The 26,326-nt window shown below is 74.1% G+C and carries 20 protein-coding genes; 10 read left to right on the top strand and 10 right to left on the bottom strand.

From position 1 onward, the window contains the following. Window positions 1-20: 20 nt before the first annotated feature. The 4 genes from QBL21_RS14965 to QBL21_RS14950 are packed head-to-tail and all read right to left on the bottom strand — an operon-like array spanning window position 21 to window position 5,532. Window positions 21-2,462 carry a glycoside hydrolase family 3 N-terminal domain-containing protein gene (locus tag QBL21_RS14965; RefSeq protein ID WP_407562678.1) on the bottom strand — a complete coding sequence of 814 codons (2,442 nt, stop codon included), beginning with the start codon at window positions 2,460-2,462 and terminating at the stop codon, window positions 21-23. Next, window positions 2,459-3,277: a carbohydrate ABC transporter permease gene (locus QBL21_RS14960; RefSeq protein WP_407562677.1), complete on the bottom strand. Its 819-nt coding sequence runs from the start codon at window positions 3,275-3,277 to the stop codon at window positions 2,459-2,461. The genes QBL21_RS14965 and QBL21_RS14960 overlap by 4 nt, the downstream gene beginning before the upstream one ends. Then, the gene (locus tag QBL21_RS14955; protein ID WP_407562676.1) at window positions 3,277-4,224 is read right to left on the bottom strand and encodes a carbohydrate ABC transporter permease; all 948 of its coding nucleotides are present in this window, start codon (window positions 4,222-4,224) and stop codon (window positions 3,277-3,279) included. The genes QBL21_RS14960 and QBL21_RS14955 overlap by 1 nt, the downstream gene beginning before the upstream one ends. Before the next feature lie 6 nt (window positions 4,225-4,230). Continuing rightward, a complete protein-coding gene (locus QBL21_RS14950; protein ID WP_407562675.1) occupies window positions 4,231-5,532 on the bottom strand; it encodes an ABC transporter substrate-binding protein in 1,302 nt (433 codons plus the stop codon). Window positions 5,533-5,673: 141 nt separating this feature from the next. Here QBL21_RS14950 and QBL21_RS14945 point away from each other — a divergent pair, with 141 nt between their 5' ends. The 9 genes from QBL21_RS14945 (at window position 5,674) to QBL21_RS14905 (ending at window position 17,541) form a co-directional block, all read left to right on the top strand. Beyond that, entirely contained in the window at window positions 5,674-6,708 is a 1,035-nt protein-coding gene (locus QBL21_RS14945) for a LacI family DNA-binding transcriptional regulator (protein ID WP_407562674.1), read from the top strand. A 211-nt stretch (window positions 6,709-6,919) separates the two neighbouring features. Then, the gene (locus QBL21_RS14940; protein ID WP_407562673.1) at window positions 6,920-7,885 is read left to right on the top strand and encodes a polysaccharide lyase family 1 protein; all 966 of its coding nucleotides are present in this window, start codon (window positions 6,920-6,922) and stop codon (window positions 7,883-7,885) included. Between the two features lie 296 nt (window positions 7,886-8,181). Then, on the top strand, window positions 8,182-9,315 hold the full coding sequence (locus tag QBL21_RS14935) for a PQQ-dependent sugar dehydrogenase (protein ID WP_407562672.1): 1,134 nt from the start codon (window positions 8,182-8,184) through the stop codon (window positions 9,313-9,315). A gap of 103 nt (window positions 9,316-9,418) precedes the next feature. After that, the gene (locus QBL21_RS14930) at window positions 9,419-10,399 is read left to right on the top strand and encodes an SDR family oxidoreductase (RefSeq protein ID WP_407562671.1); all 981 of its coding nucleotides are present in this window, start codon (window positions 9,419-9,421) and stop codon (window positions 10,397-10,399) included. After that, complete coding sequence (locus tag QBL21_RS14925) at window positions 10,396-10,935, top strand: carboxymuconolactone decarboxylase family protein (protein ID WP_407562670.1); 540 nt, start codon at window positions 10,396-10,398, stop codon at window positions 10,933-10,935. The genes QBL21_RS14930 and QBL21_RS14925 overlap by 4 nt, the downstream gene beginning before the upstream one ends. A gap of 343 nt (window positions 10,936-11,278) precedes the next feature. Then, window positions 11,279-12,685 carry a sulfatase gene (locus QBL21_RS14920; RefSeq protein WP_407562669.1) on the top strand — a complete coding sequence of 469 codons (1,407 nt, stop codon included), beginning with the start codon at window positions 11,279-11,281 and terminating at the stop codon, window positions 12,683-12,685. Between the two features lie 40 nt (window positions 12,686-12,725). Then, window positions 12,726-13,256 (top strand): winged helix-turn-helix domain-containing protein, encoded by a 531-nt coding sequence (locus tag QBL21_RS14915; RefSeq protein ID WP_407562668.1) that lies wholly within the window; start codon window positions 12,726-12,728, stop codon window positions 13,254-13,256. Window positions 13,257-13,387: 131 nt separating this feature from the next. Then, a complete protein-coding gene (locus tag QBL21_RS14910) occupies window positions 13,388-14,323 on the top strand; it encodes an LLM class flavin-dependent oxidoreductase (RefSeq protein WP_407562667.1) in 936 nt (311 codons plus the stop codon). Window positions 14,324-14,817: 494 nt separating this feature from the next. Then, window positions 14,818-17,541: an FAD/NAD(P)-binding protein gene (locus QBL21_RS14905; protein ID WP_407566427.1), complete on the top strand. Its 2,724-nt coding sequence runs from the start codon at window positions 14,818-14,820 to the stop codon at window positions 17,539-17,541. 64 nt (window positions 17,542-17,605) lie between these two features. Here QBL21_RS14905 and QBL21_RS14900 read toward each other — a convergent pair whose 3' ends face one another. Further along, window positions 17,606-18,343 carry a hypothetical protein gene (locus tag QBL21_RS14900; protein WP_407562666.1) on the bottom strand — a complete coding sequence of 246 codons (738 nt, stop codon included), beginning with the start codon at window positions 18,341-18,343 and terminating at the stop codon, window positions 17,606-17,608. 362 nt (window positions 18,344-18,705) lie between these two features. On the opposite strand from QBL21_RS14900, the gene QBL21_RS14895 reads away from it, so the two are divergent. Next, window positions 18,706-19,266: a hypothetical protein gene (locus QBL21_RS14895; protein ID WP_407562665.1), complete on the top strand. Its 561-nt coding sequence runs from the start codon at window positions 18,706-18,708 to the stop codon at window positions 19,264-19,266. A 170-nt stretch (window positions 19,267-19,436) separates the two neighbouring features. Here QBL21_RS14895 and QBL21_RS14890 read toward each other — a convergent pair whose 3' ends face one another. The 5 genes from QBL21_RS14890 to QBL21_RS14870 all read right to left on the bottom strand — a co-directional run bounded on the left by QBL21_RS14890 (window position 19,437) and on the right by QBL21_RS14870 (window position 26,314). Next, window positions 19,437-22,478 carry a family 16 glycoside hydrolase gene (locus tag QBL21_RS14890; protein ID WP_407562664.1) on the bottom strand — a complete coding sequence of 1,014 codons (3,042 nt, stop codon included), beginning with the start codon at window positions 22,476-22,478 and terminating at the stop codon, window positions 19,437-19,439. A 99-nt stretch (window positions 22,479-22,577) separates the two neighbouring features. Continuing rightward, the gene (locus QBL21_RS14885) at window positions 22,578-23,510 is read right to left on the bottom strand and encodes a dihydrodipicolinate synthase family protein (protein ID WP_407562663.1); all 933 of its coding nucleotides are present in this window, start codon (window positions 23,508-23,510) and stop codon (window positions 22,578-22,580) included. A gap of 43 nt (window positions 23,511-23,553) precedes the next feature. Further along, window positions 23,554-24,147 (bottom strand): exonuclease domain-containing protein, encoded by a 594-nt coding sequence (locus QBL21_RS14880; RefSeq protein WP_407562662.1) that lies wholly within the window; start codon window positions 24,145-24,147, stop codon window positions 23,554-23,556. A 56-nt stretch (window positions 24,148-24,203) separates the two neighbouring features. Next, complete coding sequence (locus QBL21_RS14875; RefSeq protein WP_407566426.1) at window positions 24,204-25,436, bottom strand: ROK family protein; 1,233 nt, start codon at window positions 25,434-25,436, stop codon at window positions 24,204-24,206. A gap of 164 nt (window positions 25,437-25,600) precedes the next feature. After that, complete coding sequence (locus tag QBL21_RS14870; RefSeq protein WP_407562661.1) at window positions 25,601-26,314, bottom strand: SRPBCC family protein; 714 nt, start codon at window positions 26,312-26,314, stop codon at window positions 25,601-25,603. Between the last annotated feature and the right edge of the window lie 12 nt (window positions 26,315-26,326).

The following is a 26,326-nucleotide window of genomic DNA, read 5'->3' as shown; positions in this document are numbered from 1 at the left end:
GCCGGGCTGTCAGGGGGTGCTCACCCGCCGGGTGCCTCGCCGGCCGGGGCGGCGGCCGGTGCGCCCGGGTCCCGCTGCGGGTCGAACTCGGCGTGCAGCCGCCGGGTGTGGTCCACGTACCGCGGCGGGCCGGTCAGCGTCACCGCGGCGGTCAGCCGCGGAGCCGCGCTCGACGCCGACAGCCGCAGCTCCAGCGCGCCCGGCTCGACCACCCGGCGCCCGTCGCGGCCGGTGAACGAGGCCACGTCGGCCGGCACGACCGCCCGTACCCGGCGCTCCTCCCCCGCGCGCAGCGCCACCCGGGCGTAGCCGACGAGGCGCTGCACCGGCTGTACGACGGAGGCGACGGGGTCGTGCAGATAGAGCTGCACGACCTCGGTGCCGTCCCGGTCGCCGGTGTTGCGGACGGTGAACGACAGCCGGAACTCGCCGTCCGTGGCGCACTCCTCGGCCGCCACATCGAGGCCGGACCACGCGAACGTCGTGTACGACAGCCCGTGGCCGAACGCGAACGCCGCGGTCGGGTCGACGTTGGACACCTCGGTGGCCTGGCCGAGGCGGGGCGCGAGATACGTCGTCGGCTGCGCCCCCGGGCCGCGCGGCACGCTGACGGGCAGCCGGCCCGACGGGTTCGTGCGCCCGGCGAGCACCGCGGCCAGGGCCGTCGTCCCCTCCACGCCGGGGAAGAACGACTGCACGATCGCCGCCGCCTCGCCGACCGCCCGGCCCAGCGCGTACGGCCGACCGGCCAGCAGCACGGGCACCACCGGCGTCCCGCTGTCCAGCAGGGCGTCGAGCAGGTCCTGCTGGACGCCCGGCAGCGCGAGCGACTCCGCGTCGCAGCCCTCGCCGCTGGTGCCGCGGCCGAAGAGCCCGGCGCGGTCGCCGAGCGCCGCGATCACGACGTCGGCCTCGCGGGCGGTCCGTACGGCCTCGGCGATGCCGTCGGTCTCCGGGCCGTCGACGGAGCAGCCGGCGGCGACGGTGACGGTGGCGCCGGGGAACTCCCGGCGCAGCGCGTCGTGGAGCGTGGGCAGCCCGATCCCGAGGGGGATCCCCGGGTGCTTGACGCCGACGTGGACGGGGAACGAGTAGCAGCCGAGGACGGCGTGCGGGTCCTCGGCGGTGGGCCCGACCAGCGCGATCCGGCGGGGCCGGTCCAGCGGCAGCGTGCCGTCGTTGGCGAGCAGTACGACGGCGCGCTCGGCGACCTCGCGGGCCAGCTCGCGGTTGCCGTCGGAGTCCAGGTCGACGGTGCCGCGCACGGTGTCCGGGTCCGCCGTCGCGCCCTCGACGCCGGCGAGCGCCTCCGGCACCGGCGACCAGTCGGCGTCCAGCAGCCCCAGCTCGGCCTTCTGGGTCAGCACCCGGCGCAGCGCGCGGTCGACCAGGCCCTCGTCGACCCGCCCGTCGGCGAGGGCCGCGAGCAGCGGCGGTCCGAAGGTCTTGACGGTCGGCAGCTCCACGTCCACGCCGGCCGCCAGCGCGGCGCCGGCGGCCCCGGCCCAGTCGCCGGCCACGCCGTGCAGCGTACGCAGGAAGGAGATGCCGAAGTAGTCGGCCACGACGGTGCCCTCGAAGCCCCAGGCGTCCCGCAGCAGCCCGGTCAGCAGCGACTCGTCCGCGGCCGACGGCACGCCGTCCGTGTCGGTGTACGAACTCATCACCGACCCCACGCCGCTCTCCCGCAGCGCCATCTCGAACGGCGGCAGCAGCACGTCCGCGCGCTCGCGCCCGCCCGCGGCGACCGGCGCGAGGTTGCGCCCGCCGCGGGAGGCGGAGTAGCCGACGAAGTGCTTGAGCGTGGCGAGCACGCCGGCGGACTGGAGGCCCTGGATGTACGCGGTGGCGACCGTGCCGACGAGGTACGGGTCCTCGCCGATGGTCTCCTCCACCCGGCCCCAGCGGGCGTCGCGTACGACGTCCAGCACCGGCGCGAGCCCCTGGTGCACGCCCACGGCGCGCATGTCCCGGCCGATGGCCGCGGCCATCCGCCGCACCAGCGCCGGGTCGAACGTCGCGCCCCACGACAGCGGCACGGGGTACGCGGTGGCCCTCCAGGTCGCGAAGCCGGCGAGGCACTCCTCGTGGGCGAGGGCCGGGATGCCGAAGCGGCCGGCGGCCACGACCCGCGCCTGGGTGCGCATCAGCGACAGCGCGCCGAGCGCGGGGTCGACGGGCGCGGTGCCGAAGGGCCGCGTCAACTGCCCGAGCCCGGCGGGCAGCAGCGCGTCGAGGTCGACGGTCTCCTCCATCTCGTGCTGGTACGGCGCCACTTCCCCGCCCTCCGCGGAGGCGCCGACCCAGATCCCGAAGAGCTGGGCGACCTTCTCCTCGACGGTCATGGCGGCGATCAGCGCCGTCACGCGGGTGCCGATGTCGTGTGCCGGGTCGTTCCACACGGGGGTGGCCGTGTCCGGGGAGTCTGCCCGGGTTGTCTCAACTGCCACGTTCGCGGTCACTTTCCTCCGACGCCCATGAGGCCCTGGACCAGGGCACGCCGGGCGAACAGGTAGACGAGCAGGACGGGAATCATCGACAGGACCACGGCGGCCAGCAGCCCGGGCGCGTCGATCCCGCGCTCGGTCTTGAAGTTGTAGAGGCCGAGCGTGATGACCTTGGTGCTGTCGGACTGGGTCAGGACCAGCGGGAAGAGGAAGCCGTTCCACGCCTGGAGGGCGGAGAAGACCACGATGGTGGAGAGCCCTCCCCGGGAGAGCGGCAGGACGAGTTGGAAGAACACCCGCCGGGGGGTGGCGCCGTCCATGGCCATGGCCTCGAACAGCTCCCTGGAGATGTCCCGCATGGTGCCGCTGAGGATCAGCGCGGAGACCGGCAGGCAGAACGCGGCCGTGGGCAGGATGACGCCGATGAGGTTGTCGTAGAGCCCGGCCTCGCTGATGAGGTAGAACATCGGGACGATCACGGCCTGGAGCGGGATGGCCAGGCCGAGCAGGAAGAGCCGGAAGACGCCGGTGGTGACCGGGCCGCGGCTGCGCACGATGGCGTACGAGAGCGGCGGCACCAGCAGCAGCACGATGCCGACGACGCAGACGGTCACCAGCAGGGTGTTGAGGAAGTACCGGCCGAAGCCGGTGTCGAAGGCGCCGGTGTAGTTGTCGAAGGTGAAGTCGCCGGGGAGGGCCAGCGGGCCGCCCTGGGCGAAGTCCGACCGGGACTTCAGGGTCGCCGAGATCATCACGTACAGCGGCAGCCCGATGAGGAAGAGCCAGACCAGCGAGCCCGCGCCGGCCAGGTAGTTGGGACGCCGTTTCATCACAGGCCCTCCGTGGTGCTGCGCATCTTGTCGTAGCCGGAGAGCCGCACCATGATCAGCGAGATGATCGTCGCCGCCAGCACGAGCACGAGCGCGATGGCCGCGCCGGCGCCGTAGTCGAAGCTCCGGAAGGCGCGCTCGTACATGTAGTACGCGCTGATGGTGGTGTCGGTCCCCGGGCCGCCCTGGGTGAGGATCAGGACGGTCTCGAAGGTGGTGAGCCCGCCGACGACCATGAGGATCATCGAGGTGATCATCGCGTTGCGTAGCTGCGGCAGCGTGACGTGGAAGAACTGCCGGTAGCGACCGGCCCCGTCGACCTCCGCCGCCTGGTACAGCACGGGCGGGATGGCCCGTGCCGCGCCCTGGTAGATCAGGGTGTGGAACGGGGTGAACTGCCAGGTGCTGACGAAGGCCAGGACGCCGATCGCGGTCGCCTGCTCGCCGAAGAGGTTGCCGTCGCCGAAGAGCCAGGTGGCCTCGGCGGGCACCCCGAAGTTCGGGTCGAGCAGGGCGCCCCAGACGACGGCCACCGCGGTGGCGGAGAGCAGCAGCGGGACGAAGTAGACGGCCGAGAGCACCGCGCGGTTCTTCTGGTGGCCGGCCGCCCAGACGCCGATCAGGATGCTCAGCGGGGTCTGGATCGCCACGCCGAGCCCGGTGAGCAGCAGGCTCAGCCAGATGCTCTTGATCATCACCGGGTCGTCGAGGACCCGGCGCCAGTTGTCGAGCCCGGCGAACTCCGGCTCGCCGATGCCGTCCCAGCTCATGAACGACAGCACCACGACCATGATCAGCGGTACGACGGCGAAGGCGGCGAAGAACAGCGTGGCGGGGGCCGCCCAGAGGAATCCCGGGCGGCCCACGTCGGCCACGTTCGTGGTCCGCGTCCGGCGCCGCTCCTTGGACGGAGCGGCGGGGCGGACGCGCGTCATCTGTGTGGTCATGGGGCGTCAGGAGGTCGGCAGGGCCTGCATGGCCGAGATGAAGCCGTCCTCGTCGAGTTCTCCGTTGAAGAACTGCTGGACGGCCTTGTGCATGTCGGTGGCGGCGGACTGCGGGTACGCCTGGTCCCAGGAGAGCTGGAAGTGCGGCGCCTTCGCGACCAGGTCGTACTGGTACGTGGAGTACTCGGGGCTGGCCGCCTGGTCGAGGAAGTCCGGGGTGTTGGCCGTGGTCGGCAGGTTGCCGATGGAGAGCTGGTCCTTCACGAAGGTGTCGGAGTACATGAGCTTCAGGAACTCCGCGATGGCCTCGGGGTGCTCGGCCTTCTTCATCACCGAGTAGTAGTTGTTGGTGTTGCCCGCGAGGTTCGCCGGGTCGCCCTTGCCGCCCTCGACGGCGGGGAAGGCGCTGTAGCCGAGGTCCTCGGCGGCGAACGTCTCGTCCAGGCTCTGCTGGGTGGAGTAGTACCAGGAGCCCATCAGCTCGAAGCCGGCCTTGCCGGAGGCGACGAGCTGCGGGGAGCCGTTGTTGGTGAACTTCACCGAGTCGTACGTGTCCCCGAACGCGCCCGCGTCGACGAGTTCGCGGATCATGCCGAGCGCCCGCCGGCTGTCCTCGCTGTCCCACGCCTCCTCGTCGCCGTCCAGCGCCTTCTGGAACAGCTCGGGCCCGGCGATGCGGTCGTAGAGGTACTGGAACCACATCTGGGTGGGCCACATGTCGCCGCCGCCGAGGGCGATCGGGGTGACGCCGGCGTCCTTCAGCTTCTCCACCGCGGCCAGCAGGTCCTCCCAGGTCTCGGGCGGCTGCACGCCGGCCTCGTCGAGCACCTTCTTGTTGTGGAAGAGCAGCACGGGCTGGGTGCCGCGCATCGGGATGCCGTACGCCTTGCCGTCGACGACCGAGGCGTCGAAGACCGAGGGCAGGAAGTTGTCCTTCAGGCCCGGGTCCTTCTTGATGAAGTCGTCGAGCGGCAGCAGCAGGTCCGCGTCCACGAAGGGCTTGATGCTGCCGCCGCCCCAGTGGAAGAAGACGTCGGGGGCCTGCGGGGTGCTGATGATCGTCTGGAGCTTCTGCTGGTAGTCGGCGCCCGGGATGCTGTCCAGGCGGGCCTTGACCTTGGACGTCTTGTTGAACTCCGCGACGAGCTTCTTCTCCACCTTGTTGGTGGCGTCGCCGTAGACGAGGACGGTGAACTCGTTCTCCCCGGAGGCCGATCCGCCGTCGTCGCCGCAGGCCGCCAGGGTCAGCGCCAGCCCCAGCGCCCAGCCGCCGGCGAGTATGCGGGGCATCCGCCTTCGTGTCTTCATACGTATGCCTCTCGAAAATTTCGTCCCGAACACCGAAAGTCGATGTAGGGCTGGACAGTAGGCGAGCCGCCGCAGACGGTCAACGGGGCTGCGGGCGCGCGACCAAACCGTTACCGCTGACCGTGCCTTATCCTTCGAACCATGCGTGAAGACGACGACGTGGACGGCCGTGTGACCCTGGCCGAGGTAGCCACTCAGGCCGGGGTGTCACTCTCGACGGTTTCGAAAGTTCTCAACGGACGGTCCGATGTCTCTCGGCCCACGCGCACGAAAGTCGAGCAACTGCTGGAGACGCACGGCTACCGCCGCCGGGCCCAGGCCGCCCCGCAGGCGCCGCTCATCGAGCTGGTCTTCCACGAGCTGGAGAGCGTCTGGGCGATGGAGCTGATCCGCGGCGTGGAGAACGTCGCGAAGCAGAACCACGCGAGCGTCGTCCTCACCGAGAGTGGTACGCGGCACGCGCCCGACCCCGACTGGATCGAGGGCGTCCTGCGCCGCCGCCCGCTGGGCGTGGTGCTGGTCTTCTCCACCCTGCCCGACCGGGTGAAGAAGCAACTGCGCTCGCGCGCCATCCCGTTCGTCATCGTCGACCCGGCGGGCGACCCCGAGCCGGACGTGCCCTCCGTCGGCTCCGCCAACTGGGCCGGCGGCATGGCCGCCACCCGCCACCTCATCGACCGCGGCCACCGGCGGATCGCCATCATCACCGGCCCCGAGGACATGATGTGCTCCCTCGCCCGGCTCGACGGCTACCGCTCGGCGATGGCCATGGCGGGCCTGGACGCCGACCCGGCGCAGGTCCGCTTCGGCGACTTCCACGTCCAGGGCGGCTTCGACCACGCCATGGAACTGCTCGACGGGCCCGGCCGGCCCACCGCCGTGTTCGCCGGCAGCGACCTCCAGGCCCTCGGGGTGCTGGAGGCGGCCCGGCTGAAGGGGCTGAGCGTGCCGGACGACCTGTCCGTCGTCGGCTACGACGACGTGCCGCTCGCCCAGTGGTCCAGCCCCGCGCTCACCACCGTGCACCAGCCGCTGCGGCAGATGGCCGAGGAGGCGGCGCAGATGCTGCTGCGCCCCCGCGAGCCTGGCAAGGGCGCGCTGCGCATGGAGCTGGCCACCCGGCTGGTGGTCAGGCAGAGCACGGCGGCGCCCGCGGAGCCCCCGGCCCGGCCGTAGCCGGCGGGCCCGCCGGCCCCTTCCGTACCCGGGCCGGCCGAAGTCCCGTACACCGACCGCGGTTTCGCACACCGGGTACGGCGCCGCGCCGTACCCGCGGACGCGTACCCCGGCAACCTCCCGCCGTCCGGCGGCAACCCACGGCCGGAGCGTGCCGCCGCCAGGCGGGCGCATCCCCCCACCCGCACACGTACCGGACGGAGAGCAGCACATGCGCACGCACAGGAGGAAGCCCCGCACCAAGCTCGTCGTGGCCGTCGCGACGGCCACCGCGGCCGCCACCGCCGCCCTGCTGGTCCCGGGCGCGATGGCCGACGAGGCCGCCCCGGCCGCTGCCGCAGCCATCGGGTTCGGCGCCGGCACCACCGGCGGGGCCGGCGGCCCGACCGAGAGGGTGTCGGACGCGGACGCGTTCACCGAGGCGGTGCAGAGCGACGGCCCGCGGATCGTCGAGGTCGCCGGCACCATCCAGCTCGGCGACATGACCAAGGTCGCGTCCGACAAGACCATCGTCGGCGTCGGCGGCAACGGCCGCATCAGCGGCGGCGGCGGGCTGAACATCAGCGAGGTCAGCAACGTCATCGTGCAGAACCTGACCATCTCCGGCAGCGACGACGACAACGTCAACATCCAGTACTCCACCGACGTCTGGCTGGACCACAACACGCTCACGGACGCCAGCGACGGGAACCTGGACATCAAGCGCGCGTCGGACGACATCACGGTCTCCTGGAACCACTTCCACGGCCAGGACAAGAACGCGCTGCTCGGCCACAGCGACTCCAACGCCGGCGAGGACGCCGACGCCCTGCACGTCACGTACGCCTTCAACTGGTTCGACGGCACCAACCAGCGCAACCCGCGGGTCCGCTTCGGCAACCCCGTGCACGTGCTGAACAACTACTACAACGACATCGGCTCCTACGGCGTCGCCTCCACCGAGGACGCCGGCGTGCTGATCGAGGGCAACTACTTCGAGAACACCGAGGACCCGTTCCACCTCGGCGAGGCAAGCTCGGGACCGGGCTCGATCGTGGCCCGCGACAACCACTTCGACGGCTCCGGCTCCGGTGAGGCCGGCGGCTCCGTCGCATCCATCCCGTACGGCTACTCCGTACAGCCGGCGCAGAGCGTCAAGGGCACCGTCACCGACGGCGCCGGCGCCGGCAACCTCTGAGAGCCAGCGCTGCGCGCCGCGGCCCCGCCGCGGGACACGTCCTGCCCCTCCCGCGGCACGAAGTCCCCCGCGGCGCGCAGCGCTTCGCCGGCGGACGGCACCCCCGCCGTCCGAATTCCCGGCATCCGGTCGGCATGACGGACACGACGGACAGCTCCCCTCTCCGGGGCCGAGGTTGCGGTATTCATCGGGAACCGTGCGCGGGTTATTCTCCTGCGCACCAGGGGCATCCCCCCGACCGTGCGAGCGCACGCACCGTTCCCCCACACCCTCAACCCCACCCCAGGAGGGTCACCATGAGAGTGCGTACCATCTCGGCGATCGCCGCCGGGTTCTGCCTCGCCGTCTCCGGCGTCGCGCTGTCCGCGGCCAACGCCGACCCGCCCGCCGATTCCGCGCGGGCGGCGGTCGAACTGACCACCGTGGCCGAGGCCGAGAACCCCAGCGCGGGCACCGCCGGCCCCGACGGCACGGTATGGATCGCCGAACGCGCCGGCACGGTCCGGGTCCTCACCGACTCCGGCCTCGGCCAGCCCGTGCTCGACATCTCGGACGAGACGACGACGGACGGCGAGCGCGGGCTGCTCGGCATCGCCTTCGACGCGGAGTTCCAGCACTTCTACATATCCTTCACCGACCAGGAGGGCACCAGCACCATCGACGAGTTCGCCGTCGCCGACGGCGCGCTCGACCCCGGCTCCCGGCGCACCGTCCTCACCCAGGAGCAGCCCTACTCCAACCACAACGGCGGCCAGATAGCCGTCGGCCCCGACGGGATGCTGTACATCGCCCTCGGCGACGGCGGCGCCGGCGGCGACCCGCACGACTACGGCCAGAACCTCGGCACCCTGCTCGGCAAGCTGCTGCGGATCGACCCCTCCGGCGGCGACCCGTACGCGATCCCCGAGGACAACCCCTTCGTGGACGACGAGCAGGCGCGCGGCGAGATCTGGGCGTACGGGCTGCGCAACCCGTGGCGCTTCTCCTTCGACGCCGGGACCGGCGACCTGTGGATCGGCGACGTCGGCCAGAACAAGGTCGAGGAGATCGACTACGCGCCGGCCGGCAGCCCCGGCGGCGAGAACTACGGCTGGGGCCGGATGGAGGGTTCGCAGGTCTTCGACGGCGAGGAGCCGTCGAACCACGTGCCGCCGGTCCACGAGTACGACCGCGGCGGCCTCGGCTGCTCGGTCACCGGCGGGTTCGTCTACCGCGGTGAGGCGATCGCGGACCTCGCCGGGCAGTACCTGTTCAGCGACTACTGCGACGGCACCGTGCGCGCGCTCCAGGTCGAGAACGGCGAGGTCACCGGCGAGACCGACCTCGGCGTCAGCGGCGGCGAAGTGATCTCCTTCGTCCAGGGCGGCGACCGCGAGCTGTACGTGCTCGACCTCGGCGGGCCGATCCAGCGTCTGGACCCGGCCGGCTGACACCCGTACGACCCCGCCCGCGGGCCGCCGCAGCGCGGTCCGCGGGCACCGGGCGGCGCACGCCCCATTCCGGTCGCGGGCGCGGGACGTTACCGTGCGGTAGATGAAGCGACCGGGGCTCACGGACCTGACAGGACGACGGATCTTCGTCACCGGCGCGGCGGGCGGCATCGGCCGCGCCACCGCGGCGCTGGCCGCGGACCGGGGCGCGGAACTGTTCCTCACCGACCTGGACGGGGACCGCCTCGACGCCGCCGCCGCGCAGATACGCGCGCGGGGCGGCACGGTGCGCTACACCGGCGCCGCCGACATCGCCGACCTCGACGCCGTACGGGCCGTGGCCGACGGCGTGCACGCCGAGGCGGGCGGTGCGATGGACGTGGTGATGAACATCGCGGGGATCTCGGCGTGGGGCACGGTGGAGCATCTGGAGCACCGGCACTGGCGCGCCATGGTCGAGGTCAACCTGATGGGTCCGGTGCACGTCATCGAGGCGTTCGTGCCGCCGATGATCACGGCCGGCCGCGGCGGGCACCTGGTCAACGTCTCCTCGGCGGCGGGCCTGCTCGGGCTGCCGTGGCACGCGGCGTACAGCGCGGGCAAGTTCGGGCTGCGCGGCGTCTCCGAGGTGCTCCGCTTCGACCTGCGCCGGCACGGCATCGGCGTCAGCCTGGTCTGTCCGGGCGCGGTGGACACGCCGCTCACCGAGACCGTCGAGATCGTCGGCGTGGACAAGGACAGCAAGGCGTTCAAGCGGCTCCAGGCGGGCTTCCGCAAGCAAGCGGAGTCGCCGGAGGCGGTCGCGGAGATGATCCTCAGGGGCATGGCGCGCAACCGCTATCTGGTGCACACCTCCGGGCGGGTACGCGCCGCGCACGGGCTCCAGCGCGCGGCGCCGCCGCTGTACGCGCTGGCGATGCGGGCGATGAACTCCGCCACCCACCGGCTGCTGCGCCGCGCGGTCGTCACCCCGCCCGCGCCCCCGCGCACGGTCACCGCACCGGCCACCGACGCCACCGGGGCCGGCGGGGCCACCGGCGCCGGCAGCCCGGGGGCCCGGCGGGCGGACGGGGACGCGCGGTGAGCGGGCCGCGCATCGCCCCCGGCGGGCGCCGCGACGTGGGCCTGGCCACCTGGCTGCTCAGCCGCGCGGCGGGCCGCGTCGGCGGCACCCGGCCGCCCGCGCTCTTCCTCGTCCTCGGCCGGCACCGCCGGCTCTTCCACGGCTGGCTCCGCTTCGCCGGACGGCTGATGCCCCGCGGCACGCTGCCGCGCCGGGAGACGGAGCTGGTCATCCTTCGGGTGGCGCATCTGCGCGGCTGCGCGTACGAGTTCGAGCACCACCGCAGGCTCGGCCGCCGGGCCGGGCTGACCCCCGCCGACGTCGCCCGGGCCGAGGCCGGCCCGGACGCGGACGGCTGGACGGAGCGGGAGCGCGCGCTGCTCGCCGCCGTCGATGCGCTGCACCGCGACCGGGACCTCGACGACGCCCGCTGGCGGCGGCTGCGTACCCATCTGGACGAGAAGGCGGCGATCGAACTGCTGCTGCTCGCCGGGCACTACGAGATGCTCGCCACCACCATCACCGCGCTGCGCCTGGAGCCGGACCCGCCCCGCTAGCACACGCGACCAGCACACGCGACCAGCACACGCACGCCGCGAAAGCCTTCCCCGTACCCCCGATCGAGGACCGCATTCGGCCGTTCCACAGTTTTCCGACCAATTTTCTAGGAAAACCATTGACGCAGGCCAGCGCGGTGCGCAGGATGGTAGGCATGTCTTCGACGCGGGCGCTTCTCTACCGCCGCAGGCACGTCGACTTCTGTCACGTAGCCAGCGCCGTCTGCCGTCACGGCTAGCCGCCGGCCGACTTCCTCCGCAGCCATGACCCGCCGCCGCCGCGGCCGTCGCCGTCCGCGCGCCGGTGGGCCGGTTCCCCCTGCCCTCCGTCCTCGGGAGACACATGTCCTCCTCGCCGTCCCGCCGCGCCTTCGGCGGACTGCTGGGCTCCGCCGCGACGGCGGCCGCCCTCGGCGCCGCCGCGCCACCCGCCGCCGCCCGGAGCGCCGAAACCCCGTTCCGCGCCGCCGCCGGCCGCACGGCGCGGCGGCCCAACATCCTCTTCGTCCTCGCCGACGACCTCGGCTGGGCCGACCTCTCCAGCTACGGCTCCCCGCACATCCGCACCCCGCACCTGGACCGGCTCGCCCGCCAGGGCGTCCGCTTCACCCAGGCGTACGCGGGCTCCGCGACCTGCTCGCCGACCCGCTTCTCGCTCTACACCGGCCGGCACCCCGGGCGCACGGAGGGCGGGCTCGCCGAGCCGATCGCCGACAAGTCGGCGGGCCTGGCACCGGGCCACCCCACGCTGGCGTCCCTGCTGCGCGACGCCGGCTACGGCACCGCGCTCATCGGCAAGTGGCACTGCGGCTTCCTGCCCGACTACAGCCCCACGCGCTCCGGCTGGGACAGCTTCTTCGGCAACTTCGGCGGGGCGCTGGAGTACTACTCCAAGCTCGGCTCCGGCGGCGAGTACGACCTGTACGAGGGCGAGGTCGCCTACCGCGACCTGCGCTACTACACCCGGGTGCTCACCGAGCGGGCCGTCCGGCACCTGCGCACCCGCGACGAGCAGCCGTGGCTGCTGAACCTCAACTTCACCACCCCGCACTGGCCGTGGATCGCCGACGGCGACGAGGCGGAGAGCGCCGAGATCGTCCGCCGCATCAAGGCCGGTGACCGCCGCGCCCTGTGGCACGCGGACGGGGGCTCGCTGGAGAAGTACCGCGAGATGGTCGAGGACCTCGACCGCTCCGTCGGCCAGGTGCTCGCCGCGCTGCGCGCGAGCGGCCGGGAGCGGGACACCCTGGTCGTCTTCGCCAGCGACAACGGCGGCGAGCGCTGGTCCCACCAGTGGCCGCTGTCCGGCGAGAAGGCGTCGCTCCAGGAGGGCGGGATACGCATACCGCAGATCGCCCGCTGGCCCGCGCGGCTCGACGGCGGCCAGGTCAGCCACGTGCCGGTGTACTCCCCCGACTGGACCGCGACGCTGCTGGAGCTGGGCGGCGCCCGCCCGGCCGCCTCCCACCCGCTGGACGGGCGCAGCCTCGCCGGCTACCTGCTGCGCGACGAGGACCCGCCCGAGCGCGACCTGTTCTGGCGGGTCCGCGGCGAGCGGGCGCTGCGCCGCGGCGACTGGAAGTACCACCGCGGCAAGGACGGCGCGGACCGCCTGTTCGACCTCGCCGACGACCCGCGCGAGCGGGCCGACAAGGCGACCGTACGACCCGGGCTGCTGGCCCGGCTGCGTACCGCGTGGGAGGAGACGGACGCCGGCCTGCTGCCGTACCCCGCGCAGGCCGCCGGCTGACCCGACCGCCCCGCTCCCACCACCCGAAGGAGACCGACCCATGACCAACTCCCTCTCCGCCCCGGCAAGCGGAGCCGACGCCGCGGGCGCCGTACGCCATCTGCGCCTGGTGCGCGAGCCCGCGCGGTACGGCGAGCACACCGCCGACGGCAAGCCCCTCGTCGGCTACGTCGTCCTCGTGCCGCCCGGCCTCGACCCCGCCGACCTCCTGGCCGACGCCGACGCCGCGCCGCTGCACCGGGCGCCGCACAGCGCGGGCCCGCCGGACGCACCGCCCGACACCGGCCCGGTGCGGCTCGACGTCGCCCGCCGGGTGGCCGAGGTCGACGGGCAGCCGATGGACCTGACGTTCCTGGAGTTCGAGCTGCTGGCCCATCTCGTCGCCCACCCGCGGCGGGTGCACTCGCGCGAGTCGCTGGTGACCACCGTCTGGGGCTACAGCCACGTCGGCGACGGCCGCACGGTCGACGTGCACGTCGCGCGGCTGCGCCGCAAGCTCGGCGCGGCCCACCGGCACCGGATCGTGACGGTCCGGCGCATGGGCTACAAGTACGAGCCGATCGAGTCCTGACCCGCCCGCCCCAGGTCCGCAGCGCTCCCCTTCTCCCCTCTCCCCCTCTCCCCCTCTCCCCCTCTCCGCTCCCCTTCTCCCGCCTCCCGCCTCCCGCCTCCCGCCTCCCGCTACCGAAAGGCGAGCTCCCCATGGCCGCCCAACTCCATCTCTCCGCAAGCCTCGACGACCCGACCGCCGGCCACCGCCCCGCCGGTGCCGGCGGGGCGCCGCCCCCACCGCCGTACGCGCGCTGGACCCGGCTGGTGCGCCTCGCCGAGCAGGGCGGTCTCGACTTCGTCACGCTCGACGGCGCGGGCGGACCCGGGCGGCTCGACGTGCTGGCCGTGCTGGCGCAGGCCGCCGGCACGACCAGCCGCATCGGGCTGGTCCCGGCAGTCTCCGCGCTGCCCGCGGGGCGGTTCGCGCCGCTGACGTCCGCGGCGGCCCGGATGGCCGTCGACGGCCGGGCCGGCTGGCTGGTACGGACCGCGCTGCCCGGCGACGGCCCGTTCGGCACCCGGCCCTCCCCCGGGGGCGCCTACGGTGCCGGCCGGGGCGCCGCGGCGGGCCGGCACCCCGCCACCCGCCGGGCCCTGTCCGGCGTGCGGCGGCGCCGGCCGCCCCGGCCGCCGGTGGCGGTGGTGCTGGACGTGCACGGGCCCGACCGGCGCTGGCTCCAGGCCGCCCGGCACGCCGACGTGGTGCTCCTGGACGCCGAGCACCCGGCCGCCGCCCAGGTCTGCCGTGCGGCGCTCAAACACCAGGCGGCGGCCGCGGGCCGCGACCCGCACGCCCTGCGGGTTCTCCTGCGCCTCGGGGTCGACCTCGCCCGCCGCGGCGGGCGCGGGCCGCGCTCCCGGGAGGAGACGATGCACTTCGCCGGGACGCCGGCCGAGCTGGCCGAGCTGCTGGCGGAGTGGCACGCGGAGGGGGTGGCCGACGGGTTCCACCTGCTGCCGGCGCACGCGGCCACCGACATGCTCGCGATCGTGTACGGGCTGGTGCCGAAGCTGCGCGAGCGCGGGGTGTTCCGCTCCGGCTACCGCGGGCGCACGCTCCGCGAGCACCTGGCGCCGATCGCCTGACCGCCGGCCCCCGCGGGAGGACCGGGGCGCCGGTGCACAGCGGCCCCGTACGGCTTCGCAGCCGTACGGGGCCGTTGCCGTGCCGCCCGCGGCCGGCGGTGCTGGCGCCGGCCGGGGCGTTGTGGGGGCGTACGCCGGTCACGTACGCGCACTTCGGTGAACCCGGTGGTGCGCCCGGGCGGGCACGCACGGGCGGCGACGGACAGGAGCAGGGCCCTTCGCACTCCTCCGGGTTCGCGAAGGGCCCTGCCCGTCCGTGTGGAGCCCGGTGCGGCCCCGCGTATCCGCGGTCCGATCACCGGCTCCCACCGATTCCTAGTATTCCCATCGGTGTGCTAGGAATTATGGAAGCAGTAGCCTCGTCGCGTCAACAGGTGTCCGGGGGTGGACCGGTCCCCAAGACGCGAGATCATGGACGACATCGTTCCCGGCTTGCTGGAGGTACCGTGGCCGCGCCCTCGTCTCCCACCGCCGCGGGTCCCGCCCGCCACGTCGTGGCCGTCGTCGGTGCGGGCGCCGCGGGCGCCCTGACCGCGATGCAGCTCTGCGAGACCGCCATCCGGCGCAGCACGCCGCTGGAGCTGGTGCTCATCGACCCGGCGCCCGAGGCGGGCCGCGGCGTCGCCTACGCCACGACCGACCCCCGGCACCGGCTCAACGTCCCGGCCGGCGGCATGAGCTGCTACCCGGACGACCCCACGCACTTCGTGCGCTGGCTCCGGGCCCACGGCGAGCCGGCCGCCTCCGCCTGCGACTTCGTCTCCCGGCACCGCTACGGAGCCTATCTGGCCGACTCCCTCGGCCAGGCCGTCATCCGCGCCCACGGCACCGTCGCCGTCAGCAGGCTGCGGACGAAGGCGACCGGCTGTACGTGGACCGCCGGCGGGCGCGCCACCCTGCGCCTCGCCGACGGTCGCACCCAGCGGGCCGACAGCGTCGTCGTCGCCACCGGCCCCGCGCCCGGCCCCGGCGGCTGGGCCCCGGCGGCCCTGCGCACGCACGACCGCTTCGTCCCCGACCCCTGGGCGCCCGGCGCCCTCGACGCCCTCGCCGGCGACGCCCACCACGGGGACACCCACCACGGCAAGGACGTACTGCTCGTCGGCACCGGCCTGACCGCCGTGGACATGGCGCTGACGCTGGAGCGCACCGGCCGCCGCGTGCACGCCGTCTCCCGCGGCGGCCAACTGCCCCGCCCGCACGCCCTGACCGCGCTGCCGCCGCTCCAGCCGGACCCCGACCTGCCCGGCCTGCCGCTGGCGGAGCTGCGCGCCGCGGTACGCCGCCACGTGGCCGCCGCCGTACGGGCCCACGGCGACTGGCGCCCCGCCGTGGACGGGCTGCGCCCGCTGACGCAACTGATGTGGGCCCGCCTGACCGACGAGGACCGGGCGGACTTCCTGGCCCGCGACGCCTCCCGCTGGAACGTCCACCGCCACCGCATGCCCCCGGCCACCGCGGAGTCCGTCCAGCGGGCGCTGGCCGCCCGGCGGCTGCGGCTGCACAGGGGCCGGGTCCTGGACGTCGCCGAGGGCCCGGAGGGCGGCCTGGCCGTGACGCTGAGCGGCGGGCGGACGCTGCACGTCGGCTGGGTCGTCGACTGCACCGGGCCCGGACTGCGCGTCGAGGAGTGCGCCGACCCGCTGTGGCGGGGGCTGCTCGCCGACGGCACGGCCACGCCGGGCCCGCTGGGCATCGGCGTGGCCACCGACGCCGGGCGGCTGCGCCCGGCCCCCGGCCGCGCCCCGGCGATACGGTCCGGCTCCCCCGCCGCGCCCGCGACGCCCGCGCTGTTCACCCTGGGCTCCGCCCGCCGCGGCGAGCTGTGGGAGACCACCGCCGTGCCGGAGATCCGCGTCCAGGCCGCCGAGGTCGCCGCGGCCGTGCTGGAGCCGCTGCGCGAGCCGGTACGCGGCCGGCGCCGGCCCACCGACGTCAACGGCCTGCCCGTCTCCACCCACGCCGCTGCCGCCGCCTCGTACCGCGCGGGCCTCGAACGGCTGCTGAAGGTCCGCGCCGGCGCCGAGACCGCGTTCGCCCGCGCCGTGGAGCTGGACCCCGGCTTCGCGCTGGGGCACGCCGCGCTCGCGCTCGTCGGGCACGAGTGCGGCGCCGAGGTCGACGTGCCGCGGGCGCTGGCCGACGCCCAGCGCGCCGCGCGGGAGCGCGCGGACGAGCGCGAGCGGGCCTTCGTCGAGGTCGTCACCCGCCGGATCGCCGGCTCCGCCGACTCCGGCGACACCGCGCTGACCCGGCACCTGGCCGCGTACCCGGGCGACGCGCTGGCGCTCAGCATCGCCGTGCCGACCATCGCGTTCTCCGGCGTCACCGACCTGGACGGCGCCATGGCACGCCGGCTGGTGGAGCGCACCACGTCCGCGTACGAGGGGCACTGGTTCCACACCTCGCTGCTGGCCTTCATGCGCCAGGACGACGGCCGCTTCGACGAGGCCGCGGAGCTGGCCCGCCGGGCGCTGGCCGTGGAGCCGGCCGCGGGCCACGCCGTGCACGCGCTCGCCCACGTGCACTACGAGACCGGGGCCCACGAGCGCGGGCGCGACTGGCTCGACAACTGGATCGGCGACCAGGGCCGCGGCGCCACTCACCGCGCCCACTTCTCCTGGCACGTCGCGCTGCACGAGCTGGCGCTCGACGACCCGGATGCGGTACGGCGGCGCTGGTTCGCGCAGTTGGCGCCGGGCCGGGTGAACGGGGTGCGGGCGCTGGTGGACTCGGGGTCGCTGCTGTGGCGGGCCCGGATGTCGGGGTGCTGGACCGGCGAGCAGCCGGTGGAGGGCGTGCTGGCGGCGGTCGAGCGGGAGGTCGTGGAGCGGCCGGCGACGCCGTTCACCGCGATGCACAGCGCGGTGGCGCTGACGGCCGCGGGCGACCTGCCGGCGCTGCGCCGGCTGCGTACCCACGCGGCGGGCGCGGACCCGGTGCAGCGCGAGGTCGTGGCGCCGCTGTGCGAGGCGCTGGAGGCGGTGCTGGAGGAGCGCTGGCCGGACGCGGTGGCGCGGCTGGAGGCGATCCGGCCGGTGCTGCGCAAGGTCGGCGGCAGCGCGGCGCAGCGTGAAGTGGTGGAGGAGACGCTGCTGTTCGCGCTGGTGTCGGGCGGCCGGTGCGAGGCGGCCCGGCGGCTGCTGGAGACCCGGCTGGACCGCCGCGACTCCCCCGCCGACCACCGCCGCCTCGCGTCCCTGCCCGGCCTGGACTGAGCCGCGCCGCGGTCCGTACGGGACCGGCGCCGCCCCGCGGGCGGCGCCGTCCGGCCGCGCCCGCTCAGTCCCCGGCGGCCTCGTCGCGCAGCGGGCGCCAGTACTGGCGCGTGCCCTCCTCGCGCAGCACGCAGCCGAGGCGCTGCGCCTCCTCGCGCAGTTCCTCCGCGTCGGTGGCGTTCTTCTTCCTGAGCGCGTGCTCCCGGGCCTTCAGCACGGCGTTGGCCGCCGCGGACAGCTCCCCGGAGTCCCGCACCCAGCGGTGGTAGCGGCCGGCGTACGGGTCCTCGTGCAGCCACCGGTAGCCGTGCGCGGTGAAGGCCCGGTCGAGGTCGCCGGGCTCCAGGTCCGAGGGCCTGCGCAGCAGTTGGCGGGCGGCGGCGTCGAGGATCACCAGCCGGTCCTTGTCGAGGAATGCGGCGGCGACCTCGGCACGGGCCAGGATGCGCGACTCGCCGTCCTTGTAGACCCGTACGGTGTCGTCCTCGAAGGTCACGCGCATCGCCATCGCGTACGCGAAGAGCCCGCCGCCCAGCCCCAGCACCAGCCCGACGACGGGGCCGGCGACCGCGGTCCAGCCGTCGTCGAAGGAGGCCACCAGCTCGAACGGGCCCTGCATGGGCGCCCATCTGAGGCCGGCGACCCAGTCCGCGGCGTGCGGGACGAGCCAGCCGAGCAGCAGGCCGAGCGCCGGGAGGCCGGCGAGCAGCAGCAGGCGGTACACCAGGCCGGGGCCCACCGTGGTGGCGGAGGGCTTGGCGAGGCGGTCGTCACGGGACATCGCGGGTGCTCCGGAATCCATGGTCGGTCGTCCTTCCTGCCGTTCCCCGGCGACGCTACGGAGGCGGGGCACGGCGGCGGATCGGCCGAAGGTCTGCGGAGCCCGGCGGCGGCTACGACTTTGGTCGCTTCCCGGGCCGCGGCGGGCCAGGCCACGCACGGCCCAGGAACTGTCCACTCAGCGACAAGGACGTGGGCCCTCCCTGCTGGAACGCTGTGAGCAGGCGTTCTCGCCGTCAGAACACCCGGACCTCCCAGAGGACATTCACGTGCGATCCAAGTCCATGCTCACGGCAGTCACCGTCTCCGCGGCCTCCCTGGCCGCCCTCGGCAGCCTCTTCGCCGCCCCCGGCGGCGAGCGCCGGGAACGCCCGCCGTTACGGCGTGACGGACGAGTCGGTGGCGCGGCGGCACGGCTACCACATGCCCGACGACCCCGGGCAGGCCCGTGAGCTTCAGGCGCAGCGTTCATGGCTCGCCGCCCTCGGCCCGGCCGAGGAGCGGGCCCTCCTCGGCGAGGGCGGCTGCGCGGACGAGGCCGCCGCGCGGCTCGGGGCCGGTGGCGCCGTGCCGGGAGCGGAGTGGTTCACCTCGTACGACTTCGACTCGGTCGACGCCTCGGCCGCCGCCCCGCCGGTCCGGCGGGCCGTCTCCCGCTGGCGTACGTGCATGAGCGGGCAGGGGTTCGACTACGCCACCCCGCTCGCGGCGATCGAGGATCCGGCCTGGAACCTCGACGCGAAGCGGGTCACCTCCCGGGAGATCGCGGTCGCCGTCGCGGATGTCGGGTGCAAGCGGGAGAGCGACCTCGTCGCGGTGCGGGCAGCGGCCGAGCGGCGCATCCAGCAGGATCTGATCGCCCGGGAGCCCGGGCGGTTCAGGGAACTGGAGCAGGGCCTGGAGCGCTACCGGCGCAACGCCGACAAGGCCCTCAGCGAGAACTGACCCCGGCCCCGGACCTGGATCGCCAGGACGTGGGAGCAGTGGTTGGTGCGCAGGTCGTACGGGCCGAACACAGGGTCGGGTCCTGGCCGGGGCCTCGCCGGGTCCCGGCCGGACGGGCACCGGCCCCGGAGCCGGGAGGGGCTCCGGGGCCGGTGGGACTCACCGCCGGATCACAGGGGCTGGACGGTGATGTTGCGGTAGCGGACCGCGTTGCCGTGGTCCTGGAGCCGGATGGCGCCGGCGACCGGCGTCTCGGGCTTCCCCGCCCCGGTGGGGCCGTCGACCGCGACGTCGTCCTGGACCTTGACGCCGTTCCACACCACCGAGATGCGCGCGTCCTCGGTCTTGTTGCCGTCGGCGCCGAAGCGCGCGGCGCGGAAGGTGATGTCGTACGTCTGCCAGGTTCCCGGCGGTTTCGCCGCGTTCGCGTCGGCCGCCTTCTTCTTGTAGATGGCGGCGGCGTCGTCGTTCGCCAGCGGGTCCTTGCCGTACGAGTCGAGGATCTGGACCTCGTACCGCTCCTGGAGGTACACGCCGCTGTTGGCGCGGTCCTGCCCGGTGACGTCCGGCGGCAGCTCGGGCAGCCAGAACTCGACGTGCAGCTTGAAGTCCTCGTACGCGTGCTTGGTGCGGATGTCGCCGCAGCAGACCTCCATGGCCTCGCCGTCGAGCAGCGGCCACTGGGGCGTTCTGCCGTCCAGGTGCTGGAAGGCGGAGCGGTCCGCGCCGTCGAAGAGCGTCACGGGCTCGCCGCTGCGGTGGACGGTGAGCAGGTCGAGGTTGACGTGCCCGGTGTCGTCCCCCTCGTTGACGTAGCGGACGGTGTTGGCACCCGCGCGCAGCCTGACCTTCTCCGTCCGGCTCGTCCACTCCTCCCAGGTGCCGGTGGACGCCAGCGGGAGCTGCTTCACCTTCTTGCCGTTGACGTACATGCTGACCGTCTTGGTGCCCTCGGCGGGGTTGGGGCCGTTGGAGTAGCGCAGTCCGACGTCGTAGGTGCCTCCCTTCTCCGTAGTGACGTCGAAGGTGGTGGACGCGCCCTTGGTGCCGTAGCCGGCGACGAAGCCGCTGCCGGAGTAGGCGTCGTGGTCGGTGGCGACGCGCGCGCCGCCGTCGAGCCGGGCCTCCTCGGCCTCGTACGCGGTGGAGGCGGCGCCCGGCTCCACGCCGGGGATGTTGTTGAGGGTGTACCAGGCTTCGGTGCTCCACAGTTCCTGGCCGCCCTCGGCGGTGAACGGGCGCGGGGAGCGCACGTGCACCACGTGCCCGGCCTTGCGGCCCGGGATCTCCAGGGTGACCGTCTTGCGGTCCTCCGAGAGCTGCGCGGAGGTCACCGGCAGCTCCTCCTCGTCCACCTTGGGGCCGCCGTAGTCGGCGGTGGGGACGTAGCGCCACTGGGTGACCGAGTAGCGCTGGGCGAGGGCGTCGGCGGTCTCCTGCGACAGCGGCTTGGTGTACTCCAGCTCGAAGCCGGTCCCGGTGGCGTCCATCGAGACGATGTCGAAGGCGTCGCTCCCGCCGGGCGTCAGCTTCTGAAGGCCGTGGGACAGCTTGCCGGGCTGGCCCCAGTTGCCGCCCGCGCCCAGGCCACCGGCGTAGATCGCACCGTCCGGGCCCATCGTGATGCGGTTGACGCCGACCTCAAGGCCCTGGGTCATCCGGAAGACCGCGCCCTGGTACTCGCCGTTGACCTTCTCCAGATCACCCCGCTGGATACCGCCGTAGGTGATGTCGCCGAAAAGGAGCTGACCCGCGAAGGTGCCCTCCTCCATGTACAGCGGCGTGGTCGGCGAGTTGCCTATCTCGTTCTGCGGCAGCCACAGCACCGGCTGGGTCACCGGCTGGCCGTCGAACGGCCCGTCCGGGTTGGTGTAGTGGTTGAAGAAGCGGTCCTGCTTGACGTGCAGCAGCTTCGACGACGGCAGCCACCCGCCCTGGTTGTCCAGGACGAACAGCTCATCCTCCGGACCCCAGCCGATGCCGTTGGGCGTGCGCAGCCCGCCGGCGATGTAGGAGACCTCACCGGTGTCCTTGTGCACCTTGATGGTCGTGCCGCGGTTCTCCGCCGGCTGCGGATCGGTGGTGGCCCCGCCGTAGTTGATGGCCACGGACAGGTTCAGGTAGAAGTACCCGTCCCGGTAGAGCAGACCGAAAGCGAACTCGTGGAAGTTGCCGCCGAACGGCCAGGTGGCGACGGTCTCGTACGCATCGGTGACATCGTCGCCGTCGTTGTCCTTCAACCGCGTCAGCTCGTGCTTCTGCGACACGTACAGGGAACCGTCGACATACTTGATGCCCTGCGGCTCCTTCAGACCCTCCGCGACCTTCTCCACCGTCACCTGCTCCGGCGAAGTATCACCCGTGACGTTGTCCAGCAGGTAGACCTCACCGGCAACGTTGTCGGTACCGCCCCAGGTGGCCACCGCGAGCCGCCCGTCCGGCAGCCAGTCCAGCGCGGACACCTGCGGCTCGAAACCGTCCGGCCGCAGATCCGTCAGCTCGAAGTCCGGGTGCACGCTGTCCAGCGGCAACCCGTCGCCGGGCGAGTCGGCGGTGCCCTCGCACTCCTTGCGGCCCGGCGCGGTGACGCGGACGACGCCGGCGTCGGTGCTGAGCACCGAGTTCGGCACGACCTCGAACCCGCCGGCGCCCGGCGGCTGCCACGACAGCGTGACCTGCTGGTCGACGCCGGCCTCGAAGTGCTCGATGAAGAGCGAGTGGTAGCCGGCGGTCAGCTCGACGGTGCCGTCCTTGGGGGGATCGGCGCTGTGCAGCCCGTCGTGGTCGATGACGACGTTGTTGTCGATGAGCAGTCGAGAGCCGTCGTCGCTGGTCAGGCGGAAGGTGTAGCTGCCGTCCGCCGGCACGTTGATGTTCGCGATCGTGTGCGAGAGGAAGTTCTCCTCCAGGCCGAAGTCCTCGGTGGTGGTGAAGTCGATCTGCGGCATGAGCTTGTCGACGTTCGGGGTCTGCGCGGGCTTGAGCGTGCAGAGCTCGTCGAGCGGGATCTGCATGTCGTACGTGCGCAGCGTCACGCCGGGCTCCTGCGGCGGGAGTTCGACGAAGGGCTGGTTCTGCGAGCCGGGGGCCCGCTCGGGGTCGGGTGCGGGGTCGGCGCCGGCGGGCGCGGCCCAGAAGCCGCCGACGAGGAAGGCCGCCGCGAGCACCGTGGCCATCCGTCTGCGGGCACGGGAGTACAGCCGTACGGACATTCGTTCCTCCAGACGCAAATGGGGGCGGGAAGAACTTTCAAATTCCGGGCGGGTGCGGCGCTGAGCCTAATGACTTCGTCCGAGGCTGTCCATGCTTTGTCATTTGAGAGAAAAAAGCTCGGGGACCAGCTCGTGGGCGTCGCGGCGGGCGGGGAGCACGGCCTCCTCGGGGGCGGACGTGCCGGGCCAGCGGATGCGTACGCCGGCGTCGGCCCAACCGCCCACGGCGGCGAGGAACTTGTCGAGCGCCGGGTTCGACAGGCCGCGGGCCTGGAGCGGTGCGACGTGCCGGCGGAACAGCTCGGCCAGCCGCCGCTGTACGTCCAGGGCGGCGGCCGGGTCGGAGTGCATCGACTCGTACCAGCGGACCGAGCCGGCCGGGGCGAGGGCGGCGACGTTGGAGTAACTGCCGTGCGCGCCGCGGGCGACGCCGGTGGCGAGCAGGTGGCCGGGGACGAAGACGGAGCAGCGGGCGGTGTGCGGGCGCACGGCCTCGTACCAGGCGTCGTCGCCGCCCGCGGTCTTCAGCCCCACCAGCGCGGGCACCTCGTCCAGCAGCCGGCCGAGCAGCGCGGGTGACACCGGGGTCTTGGCGTGCGGCGGGTTGTAGAGCACCAGCGGCACCGGGTCGGCGGCCTCGGCGACGCGGGCGAGGAAGGCGACGGCCTCGTCGTCGGCGAGCGGCAGCCAGTCCGGGAGGATCACCTGGAGGGCGCCGGGGGCCAGTTCGCGGGCCCGGCGCACGCGGGCGAGCGCGGTCTGCGCCACCGGGTGGGAGGCGCCGATCTGGAACGGCACGCCGGCGGCGGTGCACCGCTCGGCGAGCAGTTCGCCGATGCCGTCGAACTCGTCCTCGGACAGGGTGTGGAACTCGCCGGCCGTGCCGTGCGCGTAGATCCCGTGCAGGCCCGCGGCCAGCAGCGCGTCCAGTTGCCCGGCCAGCCGGCCGCGGTCGATCGCGTCGCCGTCGTCCAGGGGCAGCAGCAGCGTCCCCCAGACCCCGGTGATGTCCTTCGCTCTCAGTGGTGTCATGGCTGGAGCGTACGAGCCGGGCGGCACCGCCTGCCGCGCGGGCCTACAGGCAGCCCGCGGGGAGGCTGGCGCCCCCGGCGTGCAGGTGCCGGAGGGCCGCGGCGATGGAGTGGCAGTCGAAGAGCGCGGAGTGCTCGGCGCCGGCGGCGGGCTTCGGCAGCCCGAGGGCCTGCCAGAGCCGGCCCGAGTTGGCCGAGGCGGTCTGCGGGGCGAGGGTGTTGAGCCAGGGGCGTACGTTGAGGAAGCCGTGGTTCAGGAAGCCGTGCGCGACCTGCTCGCCGCGGGCCCGGGCCCAGCCGACGTTCTCGCCGAGCACGACCATGTCGTTGCCGTACGAGAGCACGGAGCTGCCGGCGCAGAAGCCGAGGAAGTCGCCGAGCGCCGCGGCGGGCTCGCGGCCCTCGCGGTCGAGGGTCTCCTGGTCGATGCCGGTCAGCGCGGTGAAGTACGGGGACAGCCGCGGGTTGGCCACGGGCCGTACCAGGGTCTCGAACTCCTCGGCCACCGCGAACTCCGCGTCCAGCCGCAGGGCGCCGATCTGCACGATCTCGCGCAGTTCGCCCGGCGCCGACCAGTCCCGCTCCGGCGCTCCCGGCCAGGTGGTGAATTCGAGGTCGAAGACGATGAACGTCGACAAGTGGCCCTCCTCCGGTGCCGCGGCAGCCAGCGTACGACCGCGGGCCCGCGGAACGATCAACCGGGGTCGGCGGCGGCCGTGTCGGCGCCTGCGCTCCGCCCGGCGTCCGCGGCGGCCAGGCGGGCGTCGGCCCGGTCGGGGGCGTAGAGGTCGTCGACGACCATGGCGGCGGCGCCGACGAGGGCGGAGCGGTCGCCGAGCCGGGCGGTGACGACGTCGAGGTGCGCCGTGGTCCGCGGCATCGCGCGCCGGTACAGCAGCTCCCGTACGCCGGTGAGGAACGGCACGGACGCCAGCTCGCCGGCGATCATCAGCACCCCGGGGTTGAGCAGCGTGACGACCGTGACCAGCACCTCGCCCACCCGCTGCCCCGCCTCCCGGGCCAGCCGCACCGCCTGCGGGTGCCCGGCGGTCAGCAGGTCGCGCACGTCGGAGCCGGACGTCGCGGGGACGCCGAGGGCGTCGAGCCGGGCGGCGAGCGCGTGCCCGCTGGCGACGGCGGCGAGGCAGCCGTAGGACCCGCAACTGCACAGCGCCTCCCGGCCGTCGTGCAGGCGTATGTGCCCGATGTCGCCGGCGCCGCCGTCGATGCCGCGGTAGATGCCGCCGTCCACGACGACCCCGGCGCCTATGCCGGTGGACGCCTTGACGAGCAGGAAGGCGGTGCAGCCGGGGAAGGAGGCGCGCTGCTCCCCGTACGCCATGAGGTTGGCGTCGTTGTCGACGAGGACGGGGACGTCCGGGGCGCCGTCCAGCCGGGCGGCGAACGTACGCCGCAGGTGCCCGGGGATGGGGTAGCCGTCCCAGCCCGGCATGATCGGCGGCTCCACGACCCGGCCGGCGGCGACGTCCACGGGCCCGGGCACGGACAGGCCGATGCCGCAGACCCGCGCCGCGCTCTCGCCGGCCTCCGCCAGCAGCGGGCCGAACCAGCGGCACACCTCCTCCAGCACGGGCTCCGGCCCGTCCCCGATGACGAGGGGGCCGGTCCGCTCGGCGAGTAAGTTGCCGGCGAGGTCGAGAACGGCGGCGCGGCCGTGCCGGGTCTCCAGGTCGGCGGCGAGGACGACGGCGTGCCGGTCGTCGAACTCCAGCCGCGCGGAGGGCCGTCCGCCGGTGGAGGTGCCGGCCACCTCGCGGATCCAGCCGGCGCGGAAGAGCTGGTCGAGACGGAGCCCGACGGTGGACCGGGACAGGCCGGTGGCCTGCTGAAGCTCGGCGCGGGTGGGCGCCTCGCCGCTGCGGATGAGGCGCAGCAGGCGGCCCGCGCTCGCCGGGTTCCCCGCCATCGTCACCCCTGTTCCTGCTCGTCGGCGCCCCTGGGGGCCGGTACGCCGGCCGCTCGGCCGGTCCGCGCGCGCCGCTGTCTGCCCGGCGCGCTCCCCGAAGAACAGGAGTACCACGCGGAGGCGGCAACCGCCGAGCGGGGCCGAGCCGGAGGGGGCGCCCGGGGTCAGCGGCGGCGGCGCAGGCGGCGTACGGCCAGGGCGACGGCCGCCAGCGCCGCCGCGGCGGCGGTGCCGGCCGCGGCCCGCTTGGCGACCGGCACGCCGGCGGTACGGACAAGGTCCAGCGGCGCCGTCTCCGGGGCGGCGGGCCGTACCGCGGCGCCGGCGCCGGCGTCGGCGCCGGTCGTGGCCGCGGTCCGCGCGGCGGCCTTAGCTCCCTCCGGCTCCGGCTCCGGCTCCGGGCCGGGACCCACGCCCGTGTCGGCCTGCGGCCCGCCGTCCGCGAGCTTCCCCGCCAGGCACTCCGCGAACTGCCCCACCAGCCGGTCGCCCACCTCCGCCAGCACCCCCCGCCCGAACTGCGCCGGCCGGCCCGTGATCGCCAGGTCCGTCACCACCGACACCCGCGTGCCGTCGCCGGTCTCGGTCAGCTCCCCCGTGACCGTGGCCCGCGCGGTGCCCGCGCCGCGGGCCTCCTTGCCGTTGGCGGCCAGCACCATGCGGCGGCCCGCCTCGTCCTTCTCCCGGAAGGACGCCGTGCCCCGGTAGGTGATCGTGATCGGGCCGACCTTCACCTTCACCGTGCCGCGCACGGTCTCGCCGTCGAAGCTCTCGACCGCGGCCCCGGGCATGCAGGGCGCGATGCGCTCGATGTCGAGCAGCGCCCGCCACGCCTCGTCGGCCGGTACGGGAACGGTGAACTCGTGCTCCAGCTCCATGGCGGTCCCTTC

The organism is Streptomyces sp. 184 (genome assembly GCF_045781775.1).
Taxonomy (GTDB): Bacteria; Actinomycetota; Actinomycetes; order Streptomycetales; family Streptomycetaceae; genus Streptomyces.
This window is presented reverse-complemented; position numbering and strand designations above follow the sequence as displayed.